General features: G+C 59.0%; 17 protein-coding genes. 5 read left to right on the top strand and 12 right to left on the bottom strand.

The genetic code is table 11. The features are described from left to right. Window positions 1-3: 3 nt before the first annotated feature. Genes pcaF through paaA form a run of 10 tightly spaced genes read right to left on the bottom strand, consistent with a single transcriptional unit; the run spans window position 4 to window position 8,169 of the window. Window positions 4-1,209 (bottom strand): 3-oxoadipyl-CoA thiolase, encoded by a 1,206-nt coding sequence (gene pcaF, locus KW829_RS10735; RefSeq protein ID WP_218308193.1) that lies wholly within the window; start codon window positions 1,207-1,209, stop codon window positions 4-6. Then, a complete protein-coding gene (gene paaI / locus KW829_RS10730; RefSeq protein ID WP_108416967.1) occupies window positions 1,202-1,630 on the bottom strand; it encodes a hydroxyphenylacetyl-CoA thioesterase PaaI in 429 nt (142 codons plus the stop codon). Before paaI ends, pcaF begins: the two co-directional genes overlap by 8 nt. Beyond that, the gene (gene paaH / locus KW829_RS10725) at window positions 1,620-3,044 is read right to left on the bottom strand and encodes a 3-hydroxyacyl-CoA dehydrogenase PaaH (protein WP_218308192.1); all 1,425 of its coding nucleotides are present in this window, start codon (window positions 3,042-3,044) and stop codon (window positions 1,620-1,622) included. The genes paaI and paaH overlap by 11 nt, the downstream gene beginning before the upstream one ends. Before the next feature lies 1 nt (window position 3,045). After that, window positions 3,046-3,834 (bottom strand): 2-(1,2-epoxy-1,2-dihydrophenyl)acetyl-CoA isomerase PaaG, encoded by a 789-nt coding sequence (paaG, locus tag KW829_RS10720; protein WP_218308232.1) that lies wholly within the window; start codon window positions 3,832-3,834, stop codon window positions 3,046-3,048. After that, window positions 3,834-4,601: a 2,3-dehydroadipyl-CoA hydratase PaaF gene (gene paaF / locus KW829_RS10715; protein ID WP_218308191.1), complete on the bottom strand. Its 768-nt coding sequence runs from the start codon at window positions 4,599-4,601 to the stop codon at window positions 3,834-3,836. Before paaF ends, paaG begins: the two co-directional genes overlap by 1 nt. Continuing rightward, on the bottom strand, window positions 4,598-5,668 hold the full coding sequence (gene paaE, locus KW829_RS10710; protein WP_218308190.1) for a 1,2-phenylacetyl-CoA epoxidase subunit PaaE: 1,071 nt from the start codon (window positions 5,666-5,668) through the stop codon (window positions 4,598-4,600). Before paaE ends, paaF begins: the two co-directional genes overlap by 4 nt. A 7-nt stretch (window positions 5,669-5,675) precedes the next feature. After that, window positions 5,676-6,173: a 1,2-phenylacetyl-CoA epoxidase subunit PaaD gene (gene paaD, locus KW829_RS10705; protein WP_218308189.1), complete on the bottom strand. Its 498-nt coding sequence runs from the start codon at window positions 6,171-6,173 to the stop codon at window positions 5,676-5,678. 11 nt (window positions 6,174-6,184) lie between these two features. Then, a complete protein-coding gene (paaC, locus tag KW829_RS10700; protein WP_218308188.1) occupies window positions 6,185-6,931 on the bottom strand; it encodes a 1,2-phenylacetyl-CoA epoxidase subunit PaaC in 747 nt (248 codons plus the stop codon). Window positions 6,932-6,939: 8 nt separating this feature from the next. Next, window positions 6,940-7,227: a 1,2-phenylacetyl-CoA epoxidase subunit PaaB gene (paaB, locus tag KW829_RS10695; RefSeq protein ID WP_108416960.1), complete on the bottom strand. Its 288-nt coding sequence runs from the start codon at window positions 7,225-7,227 to the stop codon at window positions 6,940-6,942. A 12-nt stretch (window positions 7,228-7,239) separates the two neighbouring features. Next, window positions 7,240-8,169 carry a 1,2-phenylacetyl-CoA epoxidase subunit PaaA gene (gene paaA, locus KW829_RS10690; protein ID WP_371317571.1) on the bottom strand — a complete coding sequence of 310 codons (930 nt, stop codon included), beginning with the start codon at window positions 8,167-8,169 and terminating at the stop codon, window positions 7,240-7,242. 284 nt (window positions 8,170-8,453) lie between these two features. On the opposite strand from paaA, the gene paaZ reads away from it, so the two are divergent. The 4 genes from paaZ to KW829_RS10670 all read left to right on the top strand — a co-directional run bounded on the left by paaZ (window position 8,454) and on the right by KW829_RS10670 (window position 16,820). Continuing rightward, complete coding sequence (paaZ, locus tag KW829_RS10685) at window positions 8,454-10,496, top strand: phenylacetic acid degradation bifunctional protein PaaZ (protein ID WP_218308187.1); 2,043 nt, start codon at window positions 8,454-8,456, stop codon at window positions 10,494-10,496. 726 nt (window positions 10,497-11,222) lie between these two features. Continuing rightward, window positions 11,223-13,499 carry a primary-amine oxidase gene (tynA, locus tag KW829_RS10680; RefSeq protein WP_218308186.1) on the top strand — a complete coding sequence of 759 codons (2,277 nt, stop codon included), beginning with the start codon at window positions 11,223-11,225 and terminating at the stop codon, window positions 13,497-13,499. 168 nt (window positions 13,500-13,667) lie between these two features. Continuing rightward, window positions 13,668-15,641: an alkyl/aryl-sulfatase gene (locus KW829_RS10675; protein ID WP_010430717.1), complete on the top strand. Its 1,974-nt coding sequence runs from the start codon at window positions 13,668-13,670 to the stop codon at window positions 15,639-15,641. A 72-nt stretch (window positions 15,642-15,713) separates the two neighbouring features. Beyond that, a complete protein-coding gene (locus KW829_RS10670) occupies window positions 15,714-16,820 on the top strand; it encodes a GGDEF domain-containing protein (RefSeq protein ID WP_218308185.1) in 1,107 nt (368 codons plus the stop codon). Between the two features lie 100 nt (window positions 16,821-16,920). Here KW829_RS10670 and KW829_RS10665 read toward each other — a convergent pair whose 3' ends face one another. After that, a complete protein-coding gene (locus KW829_RS10665) occupies window positions 16,921-18,420 on the bottom strand; it encodes an aldehyde dehydrogenase family protein (protein WP_218308184.1) in 1,500 nt (499 codons plus the stop codon). Window positions 18,421-18,661: 241 nt separating this feature from the next. Here KW829_RS10665 and feaR point away from each other — a divergent pair, with 241 nt between their 5' ends. Continuing rightward, window positions 18,662-19,570 carry a transcriptional regulator FeaR gene (gene feaR / locus KW829_RS10660; RefSeq protein ID WP_089598779.1) on the top strand — a complete coding sequence of 303 codons (909 nt, stop codon included), beginning with the start codon at window positions 18,662-18,664 and terminating at the stop codon, window positions 19,568-19,570. On the opposite strand, the gene KW829_RS10655 is transcribed toward feaR, so the two are convergent. Beyond that, window positions 19,571-19,891 (bottom strand): YdbL family protein, encoded by a 321-nt coding sequence (locus KW829_RS10655; RefSeq protein WP_218308183.1) that lies wholly within the window; start codon window positions 19,889-19,891, stop codon window positions 19,571-19,573. Window positions 19,892-19,894: the final 3 nt, after the last annotated feature.

Raw genomic sequence — 19,894 nt, 5'->3', positions numbered from 1 at the left:
TGCTCAAACACGCTCAAGGATCATGGCAATGCCCTGACCCACACCGATGCACATCGTACACAGCGCGTAGCGCCCGCCGCGTCGGTGCAATTCATTGCTCGCGGCCAGCGCCAGTCTGGCACCGCTCATTCCCAGCGGGTGGCCCAGCGCAATCGCGCCACCGTTCGGGTTGACGTGCGCGGCATCATCCGGAAGGCCTAGCTGACGCAGCACGCCCAGCGCCTGCGAGGCGAACGCTTCGTTAAGCTCAATCACGTCCATATCGTTAATACTGAGTCCGGCGCGCTCCAGCACCTTGCGGGTGGCAGGTATCGGGCCGAGTCCCATCAGACGTGGCTCCACGCCCGCCGTCGCCATCGCCACGATCCGCGTGCGCGGGACTAACCCCTGCGCCAGCGCCATCTTCTCGCTGGCGACAATCAGTGCCGCCGCGCCGTCGTTGACGCCGGAGGCATTTCCCGCCGTCACCACTCCGTTCTTACGGAACGGCGTTTTTAGCCCGGCGAGCTGCTCGAGCGTGGTGTCCGCGCGCGGATGTTCATCCACGCTGAACTCTGTGACCGCCCCTTTTTTGCCCGGCACCCGCACCGGCACAATCTCCTGCGCCAGAATACCGTTCTGCTGCGCCTGCGCGGTACGCTGCTGGCTGCGCAGCGCGAACGCGTCCTGATCGGCACGACTGATATTTAACAATTCAGCTACATTCTCTGCCGTTTCCGGCATACTGTCAGTTCCGAATTGCTGATGCATGAGCGGATTCACAAATCGCCAGCCGATGGTGGTATCAAAGACGTCCGCCTGACGCTGAAACGCGGCGGTGGCTTTGCCCATCACAAACGGTGCGCGTGACATCGACTCCACGCCGCCCGCGATCAGCAGGTCGCCGTCGCCTGCCTTAATGGCGCGCGCTGCGAAACCAATCGCGTCCAGCCCCGACCCGCACAGGCGGTTAAGGGTGGTTCCAGACACCGTCTGAGGCAGTCCAGCCAGCAGGGACGACATACGCGCTACGTTGCGGTTATCTTCCCCCGCCTGGTTGGCGCAGCCGAAGATCACATCATCGATCCGCTCGAGGTCGAGCTGGGGATAGCGGGCCAGCAGCGCGCGCAGCGGCACGGCACCGAGATCGTCGGTTCGGACTGCGGCAAGCGCGCCGCCGTAGCGCCCCACAGGGGTTCGAACACCATCACAAATAAATGCGTCACGCATCTGCCTCTCCTGTCACGCTGCCGCCGATGCGGTGAGATTTTCCGCGAAAAAGGGCGACGGTTTTCTGTTGTTGGTTCTGGATTTCAATGTCATACACGCCGGTCAGCTTGCCCTGATGCATCACGCGCGCGGTGGCGGTGAGCGTGTCCCCGGCAAAGCCCGGACGCAGAAAATCAATCGAACAACCTGAGGCCACCGCTGCCAGCCCCTGGCTGTTGCAGGCGTAGGCAAAGGCGGTATCTGCCAGCGAAAAAAGCTGTCCACCGTGGCAGGTTTTGTGGCCGTTAAGCATCTGCGGAGTGATGGTCATGGTCACCACCGCGTAGCCCTCGTCCATCTCGACAATGTCCATCCCCATCGCCTGCGCGCAGGCGTCCCGTTCGTACATCGCTCGGGCGTTATGCCAGGCGTTAAGACTCATAGCTACTCTCCAGAAGCGCGCGCTGGCGCAGCAGTGAACAGGGGCGATAGCGCTCTTCGCCGTAATGGCGCTGCAGGTTCTCCAGCAGCGTCAGCAGGCGCTGCCAGCCCAGACGCTCGCCCCAGGCGATCGGTCCGCTCGGGTAGTTCACGCCCAGGCGCATGGCGGTATCGATGTCCTTCTCGCTAGCGACCCCTTTTTGCATGGCATCCAGCGCTTCGTTGGCAATCATTGCCAGCGTCCGCCAGACCAGCAGGCCGGGATAATCGGCAATTTGCACCACCCGGTTACCCTGCTGCTGCAGGTAGCGGATGGCTTTTTGCGTCGCGGTATGCGGGTTGCTTGCCGCCGCGGCAATCACCGCCACATCACGTTCAATGCGGTCGATCACCACCACCGGGCCGTTGAGCCGCAGCGCCAGCGCCTGAGCGGTTTCCCCCTGCGTTTCAATCAGATACACATCATCAATTTCGGTGACGCCGTCACGTCTTTTCTCCACGCGCATCGGGCTGTAGCTGTCGTTCACGGCTGCCATCCATTGCACCTCGGGTTTGTCACCCAGCCAGTTGTAGACGCCCTTCCCGCTCTTTTTGCCCAGCCGCCCTGCCAGCACCAGCTCCTGCTGGACCAGCGAAGGCAGAAAACGACGCTCCTGCCAGAAGGCGTTAAATACTGAGCAGGTCACCGCAAAGTTCACGTCCTGACCAATCATGTCGGTCAGCTCCAGCGGCCCCATCGGGAACCCGCCGCCTTCGCGCAGGGCGGCATCAATCACCTCCGGTGGGGCGACCTGCTCTTCCAGCGCGCGCCAGGCTTCGGAATAGAACGGACGCGCGACGCGGTTGACGATGAACCCAGGCGTGGACTGGCAGCGAACCGGCTGTTTCCCCCAGTTCAGCGCCAGCTCGCACAGCGCGTCGGCCACTTCCGGCGAGGTCCCCAGCCCGCTGACCACCTCCACCAGCTTCATCACCGGTGCGGGGTTAAAGAAATGCAGCCCTGCGACGCGCTCCGGATGGAGGATGTCCGCCGCAATCGCCGTGACGGAGATAGAGGAAGTGTTACTGGTCAACAGCGTCTGCGGCGGACAGACTTCCGCCAGTTTCGCAAACAGCGTTTTTTTGACGTCAAGGCGTTCGGAGGCCGCCTCAATAACCAAATCTGCCGATGCCAGCGCATCGATATCCGTCACCGGAACCAGTCGGGCGAGGATCTGTCCGCTCGCGTCCGCAGAAAGCTTTCCGCGCGTTACCCGGGACGCGAGGCGTTGACGAATGCCGTCAATCGCGCGGGAAATGGCGTCGGCAGAAATGTCGTAAATCAGAACCTGATGACCGTGGCTGGCCGCCACTTCGGCAATCCCGGCCCCCATCGTGCCGCTGCCAATCACGGCGACAGTGCGTATGTTCAGCATCTTATTTCCCCGTAAAGTTCGGCGCGCGCTTCGCCAGGAAGGCGCTGACGCCCTCGCGGTAATCGTCGCTGCGCCCGGCCAGGCGCTGATAGTCGCGCTCGAGATCGAGCTGCGCGTCCAGGCTGTTGGTTTCTGCGGCATTGATCGCCTGCTTGATCAGCCCCAGCCCGAAGGTGGGCTGAGAGGCAAAATGCAGCGCCATCTGCTGCGCGGTAGCGGAGAGCTGCTCGTCATCCACCACCTGCCAGATCATCCCCCACGCCTGCGCCTGTTCGGCGCTGAGTTTGTCGCCGAGCAGCGCCAGCCCCATGGCGCGTGCGCGTCCGGCCACGCGCGGCAGCAGCCAGGTGCCGCCGCAGTCCGGTACCAGCCCGAGCTTGCTGAAGGCCATCACAAAGTTGGCGGAACGAGCGGCAATGACCATGTCGCAGCCGAGCGCCAGCGTAGCCCCCGCGCCAGCCGCCACGCCGTTAACGGCACAAATGACCGGCTTCGGCAGCTTTGCCAGGCGGCGCACCAGCGGGTTATAGAAGGTTTCAACGGACATCCCCAGATCCGGCGCCGGGCCGTTGGGGTCGACGTTACGGTCGTTCAGATCCTGACCGGCACAAAAGCCGCGTCCCGCCCCGGTGATCAGCAGACAGCGGATGGTGTCATCACGCTCGGCCTGTTTCAGGCACTCGGCAAGCTGCTGGTGCATCACGTCGTTAAAGCTGTTCAGACGCTCCGGACGGTTCAGCGTAATGGTCATTACGCCTTGCTCAACATGACTGAGAATACATTCCACAATTAGCGTCCTTTAAAGTCTGGGGTGCGTTTTTGTAAGAAGGCGTCGATGCCTTCCCGGCGGTCTTCGGTGGCAGAAAGCAGCGTAAAAAGCTGACGCTCCTGCGCCAGCCCGGCCTGCAGCGGCACCTCCTGAGACTGACGCAGCGCCTGTTTCGCAGCCTGCAGCGCCAGCGGAGAGTGGCGCGCCATCAGCGCCGCCTGCTTCAGGGCATACTCCAGTGTAAGGGATGCTGGAAACACATCGCTCACCAGCCCCGCACTCAGCGCCTGCTGCGCGGAGATACTCTCTCCGGTAAGCACCATTTTGCTGGCAAGCGATTTACCGACGCTGCGAATCAGACGCTGGGTGCCACCCGCGCCGGGCATAATGCCCAGCGTGATTTCCGGCAGGCCAAAACGGGCGTTATCGCCCGCAATCACCACGTCGCACAGCAGCGCCAGCTCGCAGCCCGCGCCCAGCGCGAAGCCGTTCACGGCGGCAATCAGCGGTTTGCTGAACGCGTTAATGCGCGCCCACAGCAGGGGGCGGATATCGTTCAGGGTGGCAGACAGGTCTTTCTCCGCCATTTCGTTGAGATCGGCCCCGGCGGCAAAGCAGCGATCGCTGCCGTAAATCACGCAGACGGAAATCTCGATGTCAGAAGCCGCGGCCTCAAGCTGCTCAGCAATCTGCGTCAGCAGCGCATTGTTGAGGGCGTTGCGTGCCGCCGGACGGTTCAGCGTCAGCTGGAGCACACGGCTATGACGGGTAACAATCAGTTCGCTCATGCCATCCCCTTAGCGTCGAAGTCGACTATCACGTCGGCGGTTAACGGCAACGACTGACAGCTCAGCACATACCCGGCGGCAAGCTCGTCCGGCTCCAGGCTGTAGTTGGTCGCCATATCCACCTTCCCGCGCAGCACTCTGCATTTACAGGTGGCACATACGCCGCCCTTGCAGGCATACGGGAGATCCGCTCCCTGACGCAGGGCGGCATCTAGAATGCTTTCATCCTCCGCCGTCAGGGTGATTTCACGGTCGCGTCCGTCCTGGCGCACGGTCACTTTCTGCCCTTCCGCCTGGACGTGCACCGCGCGTTTAGCGGTGGTTCCCGGGGTGTTAAAGCGCTCAAGGTGAATCGCTTTGTCCGGCATCCCCAGCGCTTTCAACGCAGTTTCGGCGTCGTCCATCATCGCCGACGGGCCGCAGATAAACGCCTCGTCGTACTGGCGGAAGTTGATCAGGGTTTTCGCCAGCGCCTGCAGTTTTTCCCCGTCGATGCGGCCGTAGAGCAGGTCGCTGTCCAGCCGCTCCTGGCTGAAGATGGAGACCAGCTGCAGCCGCTGCGGGTATTTGTCCTTCAGGTCCGCCAGCGCCTGACGGAACATCATGCTCTGGCTGCTGCGGTTGCCGTAGATCAGGGTGAAATGGCTGTTCGGTTCGGTCGCAAGCGTTGCGGAGATAATCGCCAGCATCGGGGTGATCCCGGAGCCTGCTGCAATCGCCAGGTAGTGGCCTTCGCGTTCGGCCCGCGGCTGGTAGCCAAACTGCCCCTGAGGAACCATCACCTCCAGCGCCATACCCGCTTTGATCTCATCCCGGGCATAGCGGGAAAAACGCCCGCCGTCGATGGCTTTGACCGCCACGCTGATCTCATCCGGGGCGGTACTCCGGCAGATGGAGTAGCAGCGGCGCAGCTCGTCCCCGTCAAGCTTCGTTTTTAACGTCAGGTGCTGGCCGGGGCGGAAACGGTAGGCGTCCTGCAGCGCCTGCGGCACCGCGAACGTGATGGTCACCGCGTCGCGGGTTTCGGGTTCCACTTTTGCCACTGTTAATGAATGAAACGTTGTCATGCCAGCCTCAAATGCATTTGAAATAGTCGAAGGGCTCACGGCAGGTGTTGCAGCGGTAGAGCGCTTTGCAGGCCGTCGAACCAAATTCACTGATAAGCGAGGTGTCGGTGCTGGCGCAGCGCGGGCAGCTCACCTCCAAAGGTGCGTGCACGTGACAGCTATGCCCCACGGGCGGACTGATGCCGTAGGCCCGCAGGCGCTCGCGCGCGTCGGCGGTCATCCAGTCGGTGGTCCAGGCGGGTTCAAGCTGGAGCACAATGTGCACCGGGGTAAAGCCGTGCGCGGTCATCGCGTCGCGGATCGCCCCCAGCAGGTGTTCCGTTGCCGGACAGCCCGAGTAGGTAGGCGTGAAGCCGATAACCCAGCCTTCCCCCTGCGCCTTCACGCTGCGCACCATGCCTAAATCGGTGATGGTTAACACCGGCACTTCCGGGTCCGGGATCTGGCTTAACAGCGACCAGATTTCAGGAATTTGCGCAGGCGCGATGTCGACGAGGCGTTGCATAGCGTTCTCCTTTACCACTGCTGGCCGGGGTACGCGCGCTGGAGATACTGCATTTCCGCCAGCATCGGGCCCAGATGTTCGGTGTGCAGCCCCTGCTTGCCCCCGGTGCGGTACGCCATCTCTTCGGGCACCTGCAGGCAGGCTTCATTCAGACCGGCAAAGACTTCGCTTTCCCACGGCTGGCGCAGGAGGCGTGGGTCAACCGCCACGCCGGCGTCAATCAATTCCAGCTCAACGTCATCCGCCTCAAACAGCTCGGCCGTAAAACGCCACAGGCTGTCGATGGCCTGCTGCATTTTTTGCGCGGACGTTTCGGTCCCGTCGCCCAGACGCACCAGCCAGCCGCGGCTGAAGCGCAGGTGGTAGCGCGCCTCTTTGATGGCTTTGGCGGCAATGGCGGCAAGCTGACCGTCGCTGCTTTGGGTTAGCCGTTCGTACAGCGCCACGTTCCAGGCATCCATCAGGTACTGGCGGGCAAGGGTGTCGGCGAAGCTGCCGTTCGGCTGCTCCACCAGCAGGACGTTGCGGAACTGGCGCTCGTCGCGACCAAACGCCAGGGTGTCTTCATCGCCCTGGCCTTCCCGCTCCGCGGCATAGGTCAGGAAATTGCGCGCCTGGCCCAGCAGGTCGAGACCGATATTGGCGAGCGCGAGGTCAATTTCCAGCTCCGGCGCGTGGCCGCACCAGGCGCCCAGACGCTGGGAAAGCACCAAACCGTTGTCGCCCAGACGCAGGGCATAGGCAGTCACTGAATTCATTCTTTGCCTCACATATGCTCAATGCCGTCAGGGATGGTGTAGAACGTCGGATGTCGATAGACCTTGCTTTCCGCCGGGTCGAAGAACTCACCGCTCTCTTCCGGCTGGGAGGCGACAATCTCGCTCGCCCTGACCACCCAGATAGAGCACCCTTCGCTTCGGCGGGTGTAGGCATCACGCGCATTTTCCAGCGCCATGCGATCGTCGGCGGCATGCAGGCTGCCCACGTGACGGTGGGACAACCCTTGTTTGCTGCGTACGAATACTTCGTACAGCGGCCAGTAGACATTGCTCATGGTTATTTCCTCTTATGCGGCCTGACGGGCGCGCTGTTTTTCCGCGTGCGCCAGTGCGGCTTCCCGCACCCACGCGCCCTCTTCCCAGGCTTTACGCTTGGCGGCTAGTCGTTCGTGGTTGCAGATGCCGCGCCCGTTAATGACCTCGTCAAACTCCTGCCAGTCGATCTCGCCGAAGCGGTAGTGGCCGCTCTCTTCATCTAAACGCAGGTCGGGATCCGGCACCGTCATGCCCAGCATCTCCACCTGCGGCACCGTGTTATCGACAAAGCGCTGGCGAAGTTCGTCATTGCCGAAGCGTTTGATTTTCCAGGCCAGGCTGCGGGCGCTGTTCGGCGAGTTGTCGTCGTTCGGCCCGAACATCATCAGCGCTGGGCACCAGAAGCGGTTGATGGCGTCCTGGAGCATCTGGCGCTGGGCCTCACTGCCCTGCGCCAGTGCCATGCAGGCCTCAAAGCCCTGACGCTGGTGGAAGCTCTCTTCTTTACAGATTTTCACCATCGCCCGGGCATACGGACCGTAGGAGGTCCGGCACAGCGCCACCTGGTTGACGATGGCGGCACCGTCCACCAGCCAACCGATCACGCCGATGTCGGCCCAGCTTAGGGTCGGATAGTTGAAGATGGAGGAGTATTTCATCTTGCCGTCGAGCATCTTCTGGTAGATGTCTTCCCGCGCGCAGCCCAGCGTTTCCGCCGCGCTGTAGAGGTAGAGCCCGTGCCCGGCTTCGTCCTGCACTTTCGCCAGCAGGATCGCTTTCCGGCGCAGCGTCGGCGCGCGGGTGATCCAGTTCCCTTCGGGCAGCATGCCGACAATTTCGGAGTGCGCATGCTGACCAATCTGGCGGATCAACGTCTTACGGTAGGCGTCAGGCATCCAGTCCTGAGGCTCAATCGCCGTCTCCTGCGCTATGCGCTGCTCAAACCGTTGTTCTTGCGTCACGTCATCACCTTTATGATTCGTTAGTTTGCAAATTAAAGCGTAATGTTGAATCGCTTTGTTTTTAAAAGTTACACAAAGGTTAAATATAACCCCAAGAATTGTTTCCCGGTTTTGTGATGCCGCTCGCAAGGCTTTTACTGACAGCCTTGCGCCAGGCGGCTTTTAGCGATGCGATTCATCCAGCCAGATCACAACGTTAACAATTCATTAAAAACACAGCTTGATTTTTATGATTCACGATCAAACTATTAATAGTGAAATCACGAAACATTTGGAGATAAGCGATGCAGCAGTTAGCCAGCTTCGTGTCCGGTACCTGGCAGTCTGGTCGGGGCCGCGAACGCACTATTCATCACGCCATCAGTGGCGAAGCGCTGTGGAGCGTGACCAGCGAAGGGCTGGACATGGCGGCCGCCCGCCGGTATGCGATTGAGCGCGGCGGTGAAGCGCTTCACGAGATGACCTTTATCGAGCGTGCTGCCATGCTGAAGGCGGTGGCAAAGCACCTGCTTGGCGAGAAAGAGACGTTTTATGCCCTGTCCGCCCAGACCGGGGCGACGAAAGCGGACAGCTGGGTCGATATTGAAGGCGGCATAGGCACCCTCTTCACTTACGCAAGCCTGGGTAGCCGCGAGCTGCCGGACGACACGCTTTGGCCGGAAGATGAGTTAATCCCCCTGTCAAAAGAAGGCGGCTTTGCGGCGCGCCACGTTCTGACCTCGAAGTCCGGCGTGGCGGTGCACATCAACGCCTTTAACTTCCCCTGCTGGGGCATGCTGGAAAAACTGGCGCCGACCTGGCTTGCCGGCATGCCAGCCATTATCAAACCCGCGACCGCCACCGCGCAGGTGACCCAGGCGATGGTGAAATCCATCGTCGACAGCGGGCTGGTGCCGGACGGCGCCATCAGCCTGATATGCGGCGGCGCGGGTGACCTGCTCGACCAGCTCGACAGCCAGGACGTAGTGACCTTTACCGGCTCCGCCAGCACCGGGCAAAGCCTGCGCGTGCACTCGAATATTGTGGCGAATTCCATTCCCTTCACCATGGAGGCGGACTCCCTGAACTGCTGCGTGCTGGGGGAAGACGTCACGCCGGAACAGCCGGAATTTGCCCTGTTCATCCGGGAAGTGGTGCGCGAGATGACCGCCAAGGCCGGGCAGAAATGTACCGCTATCCGCCGGATTATCGTCCCGCAAAACCAGATTGACGCCGTGAGCCAGGCGCTGATTGCCCGCCTGGAAAAGGTGGTGGTGGGCGACCCTGCGCAGGAAGGGGTGAAGATGGGCGCGCTGGTCAACGCCGAACAGCGTGCGGACGTGCAGGAGAAAGTGGAGCTGCTGATCGCCGCAGGCTGCCAGATCCGTCTGGGCGGCAAAGCGGATTTGCAGGCCGCGGGTGCGTTCTTCCCACCGACCCTGCTGTTCTGCCCGCAGCCGGATGAAACCCCTGCCGTCCATGCGACGGAAGCCTTCGGCCCGGTTGCGACGCTGATACCGTATCGCAACGCACACCACGCGATGCAGCTTGCCCGCGCGGGCGGCGGCAGCCTGGCGGGTACGCTGGTCACCGCAGACCTGGACATTGCCCGCCAGTTTATTGCCGGTGCGGCGCGCGCCCACGGCCGTATTCAGATCCTTAACGAGGAATCATCAAAAGAGTCTACCGGCCACGGCTCCCCGCTGCCACAGCTGGTGCACGGCGGCCCGGGCCGCGCGGGCGGTGGCGAAGAGCTGGGCGGCCTGCGTGCGGTGAAGCACTACCTGCAGCGCACCGCGATTCAGGGCAGCCCGTCGATGCTGGCCGCCATTGGCAAACAGTGGGTGCGTGGCGCAACGGTGCAGGAAGATCGCGTGCATCCGTTCCGCAAATACTTTGAAGAGCTACAGCCGGGCGACAGCCTGCTGACGCCGCGCCGCACCCTCACGGAAGCAGACATTGTGAACTTTGCCTGCCTGAGCGGCGACCACTTCTACGCCCATATGGATAAGATCGGTGCGGCAGAGTCGATCTTTGGCGAGCGCGTGGTGCACGGCTACTTCCTGATCTCCGCTGCTGCAGGACTGTTTGTTGATGCGGGTGTCGGGCCAGTCATTGCCAACTACGGCATGGAAAACCTGCGCTTTATCGAGCCGGTTAAACCGGGCGATACCATTCAGGTGCGTCTGACCTGCAAGCGTAAAACGTTGAAGAAACAGCGCACCGCAGAGGAAAAACCGACCGGCGTGGTGGAATGGGCGGTTGAGATCTTCAACCAGCACCAGCAGGCCGTGGCGCTCTACTCCATTCTGACGCTGGTGGCGCGCCAGCAGGGCGATTTCAGCTAAGTTCCCCTCACCCTGACCCTCTCCCCAAAGGGAGAGGAATCCCAGTAATTTTTTTATCCGGAAGCGATAAATGTTGCTTCAGGAAAATTAATGGCTTACAGCGATGCCCTGGTCCGGCTGTAAATCGCCGAGGCGTTTCCGTAAGGCCGGGGCGAGGCGCAGGGATGCGCCGAGAGGGCGTGGCCTGCAGGGATGCAGGCTCATGCCCGACCCGATAGCCTGAAGGAATAAGCTGAGGGAACCGCGAAGCGGCGATTTACCGCCGGGAGCCCGGGTTGCCAGGGTGGTGGCGATTGAGCCACCCTGGCACGTTCACAGACCATGCCGTTACAGAGTAGCAAGGAACATAAAGTGAACGGAATGACCACCAGAGCCGTATGTACCCCCTCACCCCAGCCCTCTCCCTCAAGGGAGAGGGGGTCGTCTGTGCTGACATCATTTGTGGGGAGAGGAAATGGCCCGGCATGTGATGTATCCCCGCTCTTTTTTTAACCTGGCAAGACCAACAAATAACCTGGCAGATGCAGGCAAACGCTTTTCTCATGGGCCTGTCAGGATAAGGCTGTCACAACACAAAATACCCTAAATAATTGGAGTTGCAGGAAGGCGGCAAGGGAACGAATCCCCGGGAGCGTACATAAGTACGTGACTGGGGTGAGTGAGTGCAGCCAACGCACCTGCAACTTGAAGTATGACGGGTATAAACACAACAAGATGAGGTCTACGATGGGAAGCAATTCTTCTTTTTCTGCCCGTAGAACGGCGCTGGCCATGGCCGTTGCGCTGTGTTGCGCCTGGCAATCCCCTGTTTTCGCCCACGGCAGCGAGGCGCATATGGTCCCAATGGACAAAACGCTGCAGGACTTTGGCGCGGACGTTCAGTGGGATGATTACGCACAGATGTTCACCATTGCGAAAGACGGTGCCTTTGTGAAGGTCAAACCGGGCGCAAAAACCGCCATCGTCAACGGTAAAACCCTCAAGCTTGAGGTGCCGGTGGTGATGAAAGGCAACAAAGCCTTTATCTCTGAGACCTTCATCAACGATGTTTTCCAGTCTGGCCTCGATCAGACCTTCCAGGTTGAAAAACGCCCTCACCCGTTAAACGCGTTAACGGCGGACGAAATTAAGCAAGCCGTTGAGATTGTGAAAACCTCGGCGGATTTTAAACCCAATACCCGCTTTACCCAGATCGCCCTTGCAGAGCCGGAGAAAGCCAAAGTGTGGGACTTTGTGCTCAACGGCACGGCAGTCGATGCCCCCCGCTTGGCGAAGATCGTCATGCTCGATGGCAAGCACGTTATCGAAAGCGTGGTGGGCCTGAAGGATAAAAAAATACTGCGCTGGGAACCGGTAAAAGACGCGCACGGCATGGTTCTGCTGGATGACTTCGCCACGGTACAGCAGATCATCAACGAGAGCACCGAGTTTGCCGAAGTGCTGAAAAAGCGCGGTATCACCGATACGAAGAAAGTGATTACCACCCCGCTGACCGTCGGCTATTTCGACGGCAAGGACGGTCTGAAGCAGGAAGATCGCCTGCTGAAGGTGGTGAGCTATCTGGACGTGGGCGACGGCAACTACTGGGCGCACCCGATTGAGAACCTGGTCGCGGTTGTCGATCTTGAACAGAAGAAAATTCAGAAGATCGAAGAAGGCCCGGTCATCCCGGTTCCGCTCACCCCGCGCCCGTATGACGGCCGCGACCGGGTAGAAACGGTGAAAAAACCTCTGGAGATCGTCGAGCCGGAAGGCAAGAACTACATCATCACCGGCGATATGGTGCACTGGCAGAACTGGGATTTCCACCTGAGCCTGGACTCCCGCGTGGGCCCGATGATTTCAACCGTTACGTATAACGACAACGGCAAAAAACGCCAGGTGATGTATCAGGGTTCGCTCGGCGGCATGATCGTCCCTTACGGCGATCCGGACGTGGGCTGGTACTTTAAAGCCTATCTCGACTCCGGCGACTACGGTATGGGCACCCTGACCTCACCGCTGGTGCGCGGTAAAGACGTGCCGTCTAACGCCGTGATGCTCAATGAAACCATCCCGGATTATACCGGTGCGCCGATGGAGATCCCGCGCGCGATTGCGATTTTCGAACGCTACGCGGGGCCGGAATATAAGCATCAGGAGATGGGCCAACCGAACGTCAGCACCGAACGTCGTGAACTGGTGGTACGCTGGGTAAGTACCGTGGGCAACTACGATTACATCTTCGACTGGGTGTTCCATGAAAATGGCACCATTGGTATTGACGCCGGTGCAACGGGTATCGAGGCGGTAAAAGGCGTTCAGGCGAAAACCATGCATGATGCCACCGCCAAAGACGACACAAAATACGGCACGCTGATCGACCATAACATCGTCGGCACCACCCACCAGCACATCTACAACTTCCGCCTGGATATGGATGTGGACGGCATCAACAACAAGCTGGTGGCGATGGACCCGGAAGTGAAGCCGAATACCGCCGGTGGCCCGCGCACCAGCACCATGCAGGTGAATCAGTACGACATTGACACCGAACAGCAGGCGGCGCAGAAGTTCGACCCGGGCACCATTCGGCTGCTGAGCAACACAAGTAAAGAGAATCGCATGGGCAACCCGGTTTCGTATCAGATTATCCCTTACGCGGGCGGTACGCACCCGGTGGCAAGCGGTGCGAAATTTGCCCCGGACGAGTGGATCTACCATCGCCTGAGCTTTATGGACAAACAGCTGTGGGTGACGCGCTACCATCCGGATGAACTTTACCCGGAAGGCAAATTCCCGAACCGCTCCATCCACGATACGGGGCTGGGGCAGTACAGCAAGGATAACGAGTCGCTCAACGACCAGGATGACGTGGTCTGGATGACCACCGGGACTACCCACGTCGCCCGCGCGGAAGAGTGGCCGATCATGCCGACGGAATGGGTGCATACCCTACTTAAACCGTGGAACTTCTTCGACGAGACGCCAACGCTCGGAAAGAAAAAAGACGAACAGAAATAAATAACGTACCGGGCGCAATGCCCGGTTTTTCATCTATTTACTTGCTGAATACATCTCCCCGATTATAGTTATTTCTACCTCCTTTTTTTCATTTCATTTTTTGAATCACTTTCTGCCAGGACGCGAACTTTCCACAAGCGACGTAATACATCATTGAGAGGTTTTAGGATGAAATTCAATTTGATCGTCAGGAGTCTAGCTCTGGCTGGACTTTTTATTTCCGTCAGTTCCGCGTATGCCGCAGAAGCGCCGAAAGATGCCACGGCCGCCACGCAACAAGCCAATAACGCCCTGTTTAATCAGCTTCCCTTCTCCGACAATACCGATTTCACGGACGCCCATAAAGGCTTTATTGCGCCTCTTCCTCAGGACATTATCAAAGGGGAACAAGGAAATGTTATCTGGGATCCACAGCAATATTCGTTTATTAAAGAAGGCGATAAAGCACCAGACTCCGTTAATCCCAGCTTATGGCGTCAATCTCAGCTGATTAATATTAGCGGCCTGTTTGAAGTGACCGATGGCGTATATCAGATACGAAATCTTGACCTGTCAAATATGACCATCATTGAAGGGAAAGAAGGTATTACCGTGGTTGACCCGCTGGTGTCGGCAGAAACGGCGAAGGTCGGGATGGATCTCTATTTTAAAAATCGCGGCAAAAAACCGGTCGTCGCCATTATTTATACCCACAGCCACGTTGACCACTATGGCGGCGTGCGCGGCGTGGTGGATGAAGCCGACGTGAAGTCCGGCAAAGTGAAAATCTACGCGCCTGCCGGGTTTATGGAAGCGGCCGTTGCTGAGAACATCATGGCGGGTAACGTAATGAGCCGCCGCGCTAGCTATATGTATGGCAACCTGCTGAAGCCAGATGCCAAAGGTCAGGTGGGCGCGGGCCTGGGCACGACCACCTCCGCCGGAACGGTGACGCTGATTGCCCCGACCAACATCATCGAAAAAGATGGGCAGAAAGAGGTCATCGACGGCCTGACATACGATTTTATGCTCGCGCCGGGCTCCGAAGCGCCATCCGAGATGCTCTGGTATATCGAAGAGAAGAAACTGATTGAATCCGCTGAGGACGTGACCCATACCCTGCACAACACCTACTCGCTGCGCGGGGCCAAAATCCGCGAGCCGCTGCCGTGGTCGAAATACATCAACCAGGCGATTGTACGCTGGGGTGACAAAGCCGAAATCATCATGGCACAACACCACTGGCCGACCTGGGGTAATGAAAACGTGGTTAAGCTGCTGAAAAGCCAGCGTGACCTCTATCGTTACATCAACGACCAGACGCTGCGTATGGCGAATGAAGGGCTGACGCGCGACGAGATCGCCGCTAACTTCAAGCTCCCGGATTCACTGGCGCATACCTGGGCTAACCGCGGCTATTACGGCTCGGTGAGCCATGACGTAAAAGCCACCTATGTGCTGTATCTGGGCTGGTTTGACGGCAACCCGGCGACGCTGGATGAACTGCCGCCAGAAGAAGGCGCGAAGAAATTCGTGGAGTATATGGGCGGCGCGGATGCCATCCTGAGCAAAGCGAAAACCGACTTCGACCAGGGTAACTACCGCTGGGTGGCGCAGGTAGTGAGCAAAGTGGTCTTTGCCGATCCGAACAACCAGGCGGCGCGCAACCTGGAAGCGGATGCGCTGGAACAGCTTGGCTATCAGGCTGAATCCGGCCCGTGGCGTAACTTCTATCTGACCGGCGCGCAGGAATTGCGTAACGGTGTGGTGAAAGGTCCAACGCCGAATACCGCCAGCCCGGATACGGTGCGGGCGATGACGCCGGAGATGTTCTTTGACTACCTTGCCGTTCACATCAACGGACAAAAAGCAGGTGACGCCAAATCAGTGTTTAACATTGATCTTGGCAGCGATGGCGGGAAATACAAACTCGAGCTGGAAAACGGCGTGCTGAACCACACGGCAAACGCGGAGGCGAAGGACGCAGACGCTACTCTCACCCTTAACCGCGACACGCTGAACAAAATTATCCTCAAAGAGGTGACGCTCAAACAGGCCGAACAGAGCGGCGACGTGAAACTCACCGGTGACGGCGCTAAACTGGATTCAATGCTTGGATATATGGATAAATTTGATTTCTGGTTTAACATTGTGACACCGTAACGGTCACGCAAAAGGGCGGCTCGTCCGCCCTTTCCTGCTTCACGTGTTCGCCAGAAAGGGTAAAAAGCGTTAATGGAAAAAAGAAAAAAACCGACACTTGAACGGGCAACCTGGCCAACGCGCCATGCCATGGTCATGCATGGACTGGCGATGAACCTGCCATGGCTGGCCTTCGTCAATATCAGCTTCGCGGTGATGATTCTGCTGCGACACGTTCTGCTTAAGGCCGGCGATCCCCTTTATCCCCACTCACCGCAGCTGACGAAAATAGTCGATGCCTCCATGCTGGGCATAACCCTCCTCTCAGCTGCGCTGATCCTCATGGCCTGGCGGCGCATCGCCGGTATCAGTGTGGTGTTGTTTATTTGTAGTGCCATCTGGTCGGTCTCCTGTTTCTGGTTTATCACCCATCTGCTGCTCCCGCACGTCTGGCCGCTGTGCGTCATTTTATTACTCTCCGGCTTAACGGCGCTCTATTTTTACCCTAAAGGGTTGCTCGCCTTTGTGCTGCCGCTCTGGATCACCCTGCCGATAGCAAGCTGGGTACGAAACGATGGCCTCAACCTTCACTTCATTATTATCTGGACCGTCTTTACGCTGATCCTGATCTGCGGGCGTTTCATCCTGTTGAGCTGGTTTGACGAGGCCTGGCGACGTAACCAGCAAAACCAGCTGCTGATCTCCAGACTGGATGCGCTGGCGCATCAGGATCCATTAACCAAAACTGCTAATCGCCGGAAAATGGAAGTGGTGCTGGAAAACGCGGTAGAGCAGAAAAAAACCTTCTCGGTGATTATGCTGGATATCGATTACTTCAAGCTCTACAACGATACTTATGGCCATCAGGCGGGTGACGAATGCCTCACACGCGTGGCTGAGGTGCTAAAGAAATCGGTGCGAACCCCTGACGATGTGGTGTCACGCTATGGTGGCGAGGAGTTTGTGGTGATCCTGTTTAACTGCCCGGCAAACATCGCGGAAAAGGTTGCCCTGCGTATTCAGGACGGCCTGTGTACGGAAGCCATACCGCACGGCGCCTCTACGGTCAGCGACCATGTAACCGTAAGCATGGGGATTGCGAGCATGGCGGAGGGGCTGGCCGGCACCGAGATCATCGCTCGTGCCGATGCCGCGCTGTACCGGGCAAAAGAGGCCGGGCGGGATCGGTGGTCGCTTTAAATAGAAGCCGGGTGGCGCTGCGCTTACCCGGCCTACGGGATCTCAGGAATATGTTGGATTTGTAGGCCGGGTAAGGCGTAGCCGCCACCCGGCTTGTTTTTTAATAGCGCACGCACACCGACTTGGTTTCACACCAGCCGTCCAGCCAGTCCGGGCCAAAGTCACGTCCGGTACCGGACTGTTTCATGCCGCCGAATGGCAGGTTGGCGTCGATCAGCGTATGGCTGTTCACCCACACGGTGCCCGCCTGCAGCCTGTCAGTATATTCCAGCGCCTTGCTGATATTCTGCGTCCAGACGCTGGCCGTCAGGCCATATTCGGTGTCGTTGGCCAGTTGCAGCGCCTCTTCTGCATCGGATACGCGCACCAGATTGACCACCGGGCCAAACACCTCTTCGCGGGTTAGCCGCAGCGCGGCATCCGGGTTCACCACCAGCGTCGGCGATACGTAATACCCTTTGCCATCCGGGCCGCGGTTGCCGGTGATCAGCTCTGCGTTGCGTGCTGTCGCCTCATCCAGGAAGGTCTGCACCTTGTCGCAGTGCGCACGCGACACCAGCGGGTTAATAAATGCCTCAGGCGACATGCCCGGGCCGACGCTCAGGGATTTCACCGCTTGCTCAAACCCGCTCACCAGCGTGTCGAACAGCGGCGCTTCAATGTAGATACGCGAGCTTGCCGCGCAGACCTGCCCCTGATTCAGGAAGCTGCCGGTCATCAGGCCTTCGATCACCCACGCCGGGTCCGCATCTTTCAACACGATTGCCGGGTTTTTGCCGCCCAGCTCCAGGGTAACGCCCGTCAACGTATCCGCCGCCGCGCGCGCAATCTGTTTTCCCGTCGCGGTCGAGCCGGTGAAACTCACTTTCGCAATATGCGGATGCGAGGTTAACGCGGCGCCACATACCGCACCGTTCCCGGTCACCACGTTGAACACGCCATCCGGAATACCCGCCTCACTCGCTAACTCCGCAACGCGCAGCAAGGTGAGCGGCGTGGTCTCTGAAGGTTTAATCACGATGGAACAGCCCGCCGCCAGCGCAGGCATCACTTTCCACATGCCAATCATCAGCGGGAAGTTCCACGGCACAATCCCGGCCACGACGCCAACCGGCTCTTTGCGCGTCCACGCCTGATAGCGCGCGCCCTGAGGCAATGGAATGGAGAGATCGAGGGTTTTCCCTGCAATCTTGGTGGTCAGCCCGGCGGTGTAGCGCATCCAGTTCAGGGTACAGCCCACCTCGAAGGCGCGGGAAATGTTGATCGACTTCCCCTGCTCCAGCGTTTCCAGCTGCGCCAGCTCCTCGCTGTGCTGTTCGACCAGATCGGCAAAACGCAGCAAGATGCGTTCACGCTCTGCCGGAAGTTTTCCTGCCCAGCTGCGGGCGACAAAGGCCCGCCAGCCGGACATCACCGCACGATCCACATCATCGACGCTGGCATCCGCGGTTGAGGCAATCACCTCTCCCGTCGCCGGGTTGTAGACGTTCAGGCGCTTTTCGCTATCGGACGCAACCTGACGCCCTTCAATCCACAAGCCGTGGTGGCGATCCATAAAACGCTGGACCTCGGGCAGGACGGCTACCTGTGATTCAGACATAGGGTACTCCTTCGTTATTCTTCGTAGGGTGTTAATGCAGTCTACGAGGCGTTTCGCATTCCCGCTTTTGTCTGTGTGACATTCGCTTTGCCACCTGTGACAGGCTCCGCAAAACATGATAATTACCGCTTATAACGCTGTTACCAGTGAGTGTTCTTTCCTATAGTCAGCCTCATGGCTCTGACAAATTGCAACACAAATGCAACAATGCAAAAACATTGACGGTGCGGCGAGATAAACGATGGCATGTGCGAGCGAACAGGAAAAGTATCAGCAGTGGCTGGCGCAAATTAACCAAGTTTGCGGACGGTTTGACGCTCGCCCGTTAGAGGGCACATTCATTGGCGAACTGGAAACCAGCTACGCAAGAAGCCTGAAGCTCAGCACCGTGACCGCAGGCAACGTCAACCTGTTCCGTACCCGCCGGGAAATAAAAAACAGTAACGATGCCTGGTTCTACGCCGTGTTTCAGCTTGAAGGCGGTGCAGAGATTGAACAGGATGAACGACGTTCCATTCTCAATACCGGCGACATAACGCTCATCGACGCGTCGCGCCCCTGCTCCATCTCCTGGCAAGATAAATCCCGCCAGATTTCACTCCTCGTGCCGCGTCAAATCATTGAGCAGCAGTGTCGTTTTCAGGAGGTGAGCTGCGCGCTGACGCTTTCACGTAGCCTGCCGACCGTACAGCTGAGCCATCGCCTGTTGCAGGAGAGTATGGGAAATGCGGAGCTGAGCGATAGAGAGAGCGAAGCGGCGCTGGAAGCGATGGTCTGCCTGCTCCGCCCGGCCTTTCAGCAACGTGACGTCGTCCAGCCGCGAAAGGAACGCCAGTTCCAGCACGTCCTCTCGCTGATTGACGATCATATTCAGTCTGATGCCCTGCGACCGGAGTGGATTGCTACAGAGAGCGGAATGTCGGTACGTAGCCTGTACCGCATGTTTGCCGATAAAGGGCTGGTCGTGGCGCAGTACATCAAAAACCGCCGCCTGGACCTTTGCGCGCAGGTGTTGCGCTCCGCCAGCGACGATGAAAAGCTGGCGGGGATCGGCTACAGCTGGGGCTTTGCCGATCACAGCCATTTTTCGACGGCGTTTAAGCAGCGTTTTGGCGTGTCTCCGGGAGAGTATCGCAAGCGCTTCCGCTGATCACTTCTTCAGCCATTTACCGTTTATACCCTTCACATATTCCCCTGGCTGCGCGCGGGCAACCAGCTTTTGCCCCGCCATTTTTGCCACTTCATCTACAGGTAAGTTATTGCTGTCGGCCAGCTTCTGATAGCTTTCCGTGCGCGCCGCGTTAATGCGGCTAACCAGCGCCAGCGTTTCGGCATCGTGTGTGATCGGCGCGATATAGCCGCTCAGGGTCTCCCCCACACGCCCCTGCTCACGGGCGTCATTCAGGGTAAGCGTTGCCGCCTGCACGTGCATTCCCAGCGCCAGTAAAATGAGAGCTAACGTTCGTTTCATGGC

Origin of the sequence: Enterobacter sp. ENT02, assembly GCF_019219165.1 — a bacterium.
In the GTDB taxonomy this organism is placed as follows: Bacteria; Pseudomonadota; Gammaproteobacteria; order Enterobacterales; family Enterobacteriaceae; genus Enterobacter; species Enterobacter mori.
Note: the sequence above shows the minus strand (reverse complement) of the source record. Positions and strands in the feature narration are given on the sequence as shown.

What these genes read in the sequence shown, in the direction of transcription:
- pcaF (WP_218308193.1), bottom strand. Translation starts at nt 1,209, where the DNA reads ATGCGTGACGCATTTATTTGTGATGGTGTTCGAACCCCTGTGGGGCGC.
- paaI (WP_108416967.1), bottom strand. Translation starts at nt 1,630, where the DNA reads ATGAGTCTTAACGCCTGGCATAACGCCCGAGCGATGTACGAACGGGAC.
- paaH (WP_218308192.1), bottom strand. Translation starts at nt 3,044, where the DNA reads ATGCTGAACATACGCACTGTCGCCGTGATTGGCAGCGGCACGATGGGG.
- paaF (WP_218308191.1), bottom strand. Translation starts at nt 4,601, where the DNA reads ATGAGCGAACTGATTGTTACCCGTCATAGCCGTGTGCTCCAGCTGACG.
- paaE (WP_218308190.1), bottom strand. Translation starts at nt 5,668, where the DNA reads ATGACAACGTTTCATTCATTAACAGTGGCAAAAGTGGAACCCGAAACC.
- paaD (WP_218308189.1), bottom strand. Translation starts at nt 6,173, where the DNA reads ATGCAACGCCTCGTCGACATCGCGCCTGCGCAAATTCCTGAAATCTGG.
- paaC (WP_218308188.1), bottom strand. Translation starts at nt 6,931, where the DNA reads ATGAATTCAGTGACTGCCTATGCCCTGCGTCTGGGCGACAACGGTTTG.
- paaB (WP_108416960.1), bottom strand. Translation starts at nt 7,227, where the DNA reads ATGAGCAATGTCTACTGGCCGCTGTACGAAGTATTCGTACGCAGCAAA.
- paaZ (WP_218308187.1), top strand. Translation starts at nt 8,454, where the DNA reads ATGCAGCAGTTAGCCAGCTTCGTGTCCGGTACCTGGCAGTCTGGTCGG.
- tynA (WP_218308186.1), top strand. Translation starts at nt 11,223, where the DNA reads ATGGGAAGCAATTCTTCTTTTTCTGCCCGTAGAACGGCGCTGGCCATG.
- KW829_RS10675 (WP_010430717.1), top strand. Translation starts at nt 13,668, where the DNA reads ATGAAATTCAATTTGATCGTCAGGAGTCTAGCTCTGGCTGGACTTTTT.
- KW829_RS10670 (WP_218308185.1), top strand. Translation starts at nt 15,714, where the DNA reads ATGGAAAAAAGAAAAAAACCGACACTTGAACGGGCAACCTGGCCAACG.
- KW829_RS10665 (WP_218308184.1), bottom strand. Translation starts at nt 18,420, where the DNA reads ATGTCTGAATCACAGGTAGCCGTCCTGCCCGAGGTCCAGCGTTTTATG.
- feaR (WP_089598779.1), top strand. Translation starts at nt 18,662, where the DNA reads ATGGCATGTGCGAGCGAACAGGAAAAGTATCAGCAGTGGCTGGCGCAA.
- KW829_RS10655 (WP_218308183.1), bottom strand. Translation starts at nt 19,891, where the DNA reads ATGAAACGAACGTTAGCTCTCATTTTACTGGCGCTGGGAATGCACGTG.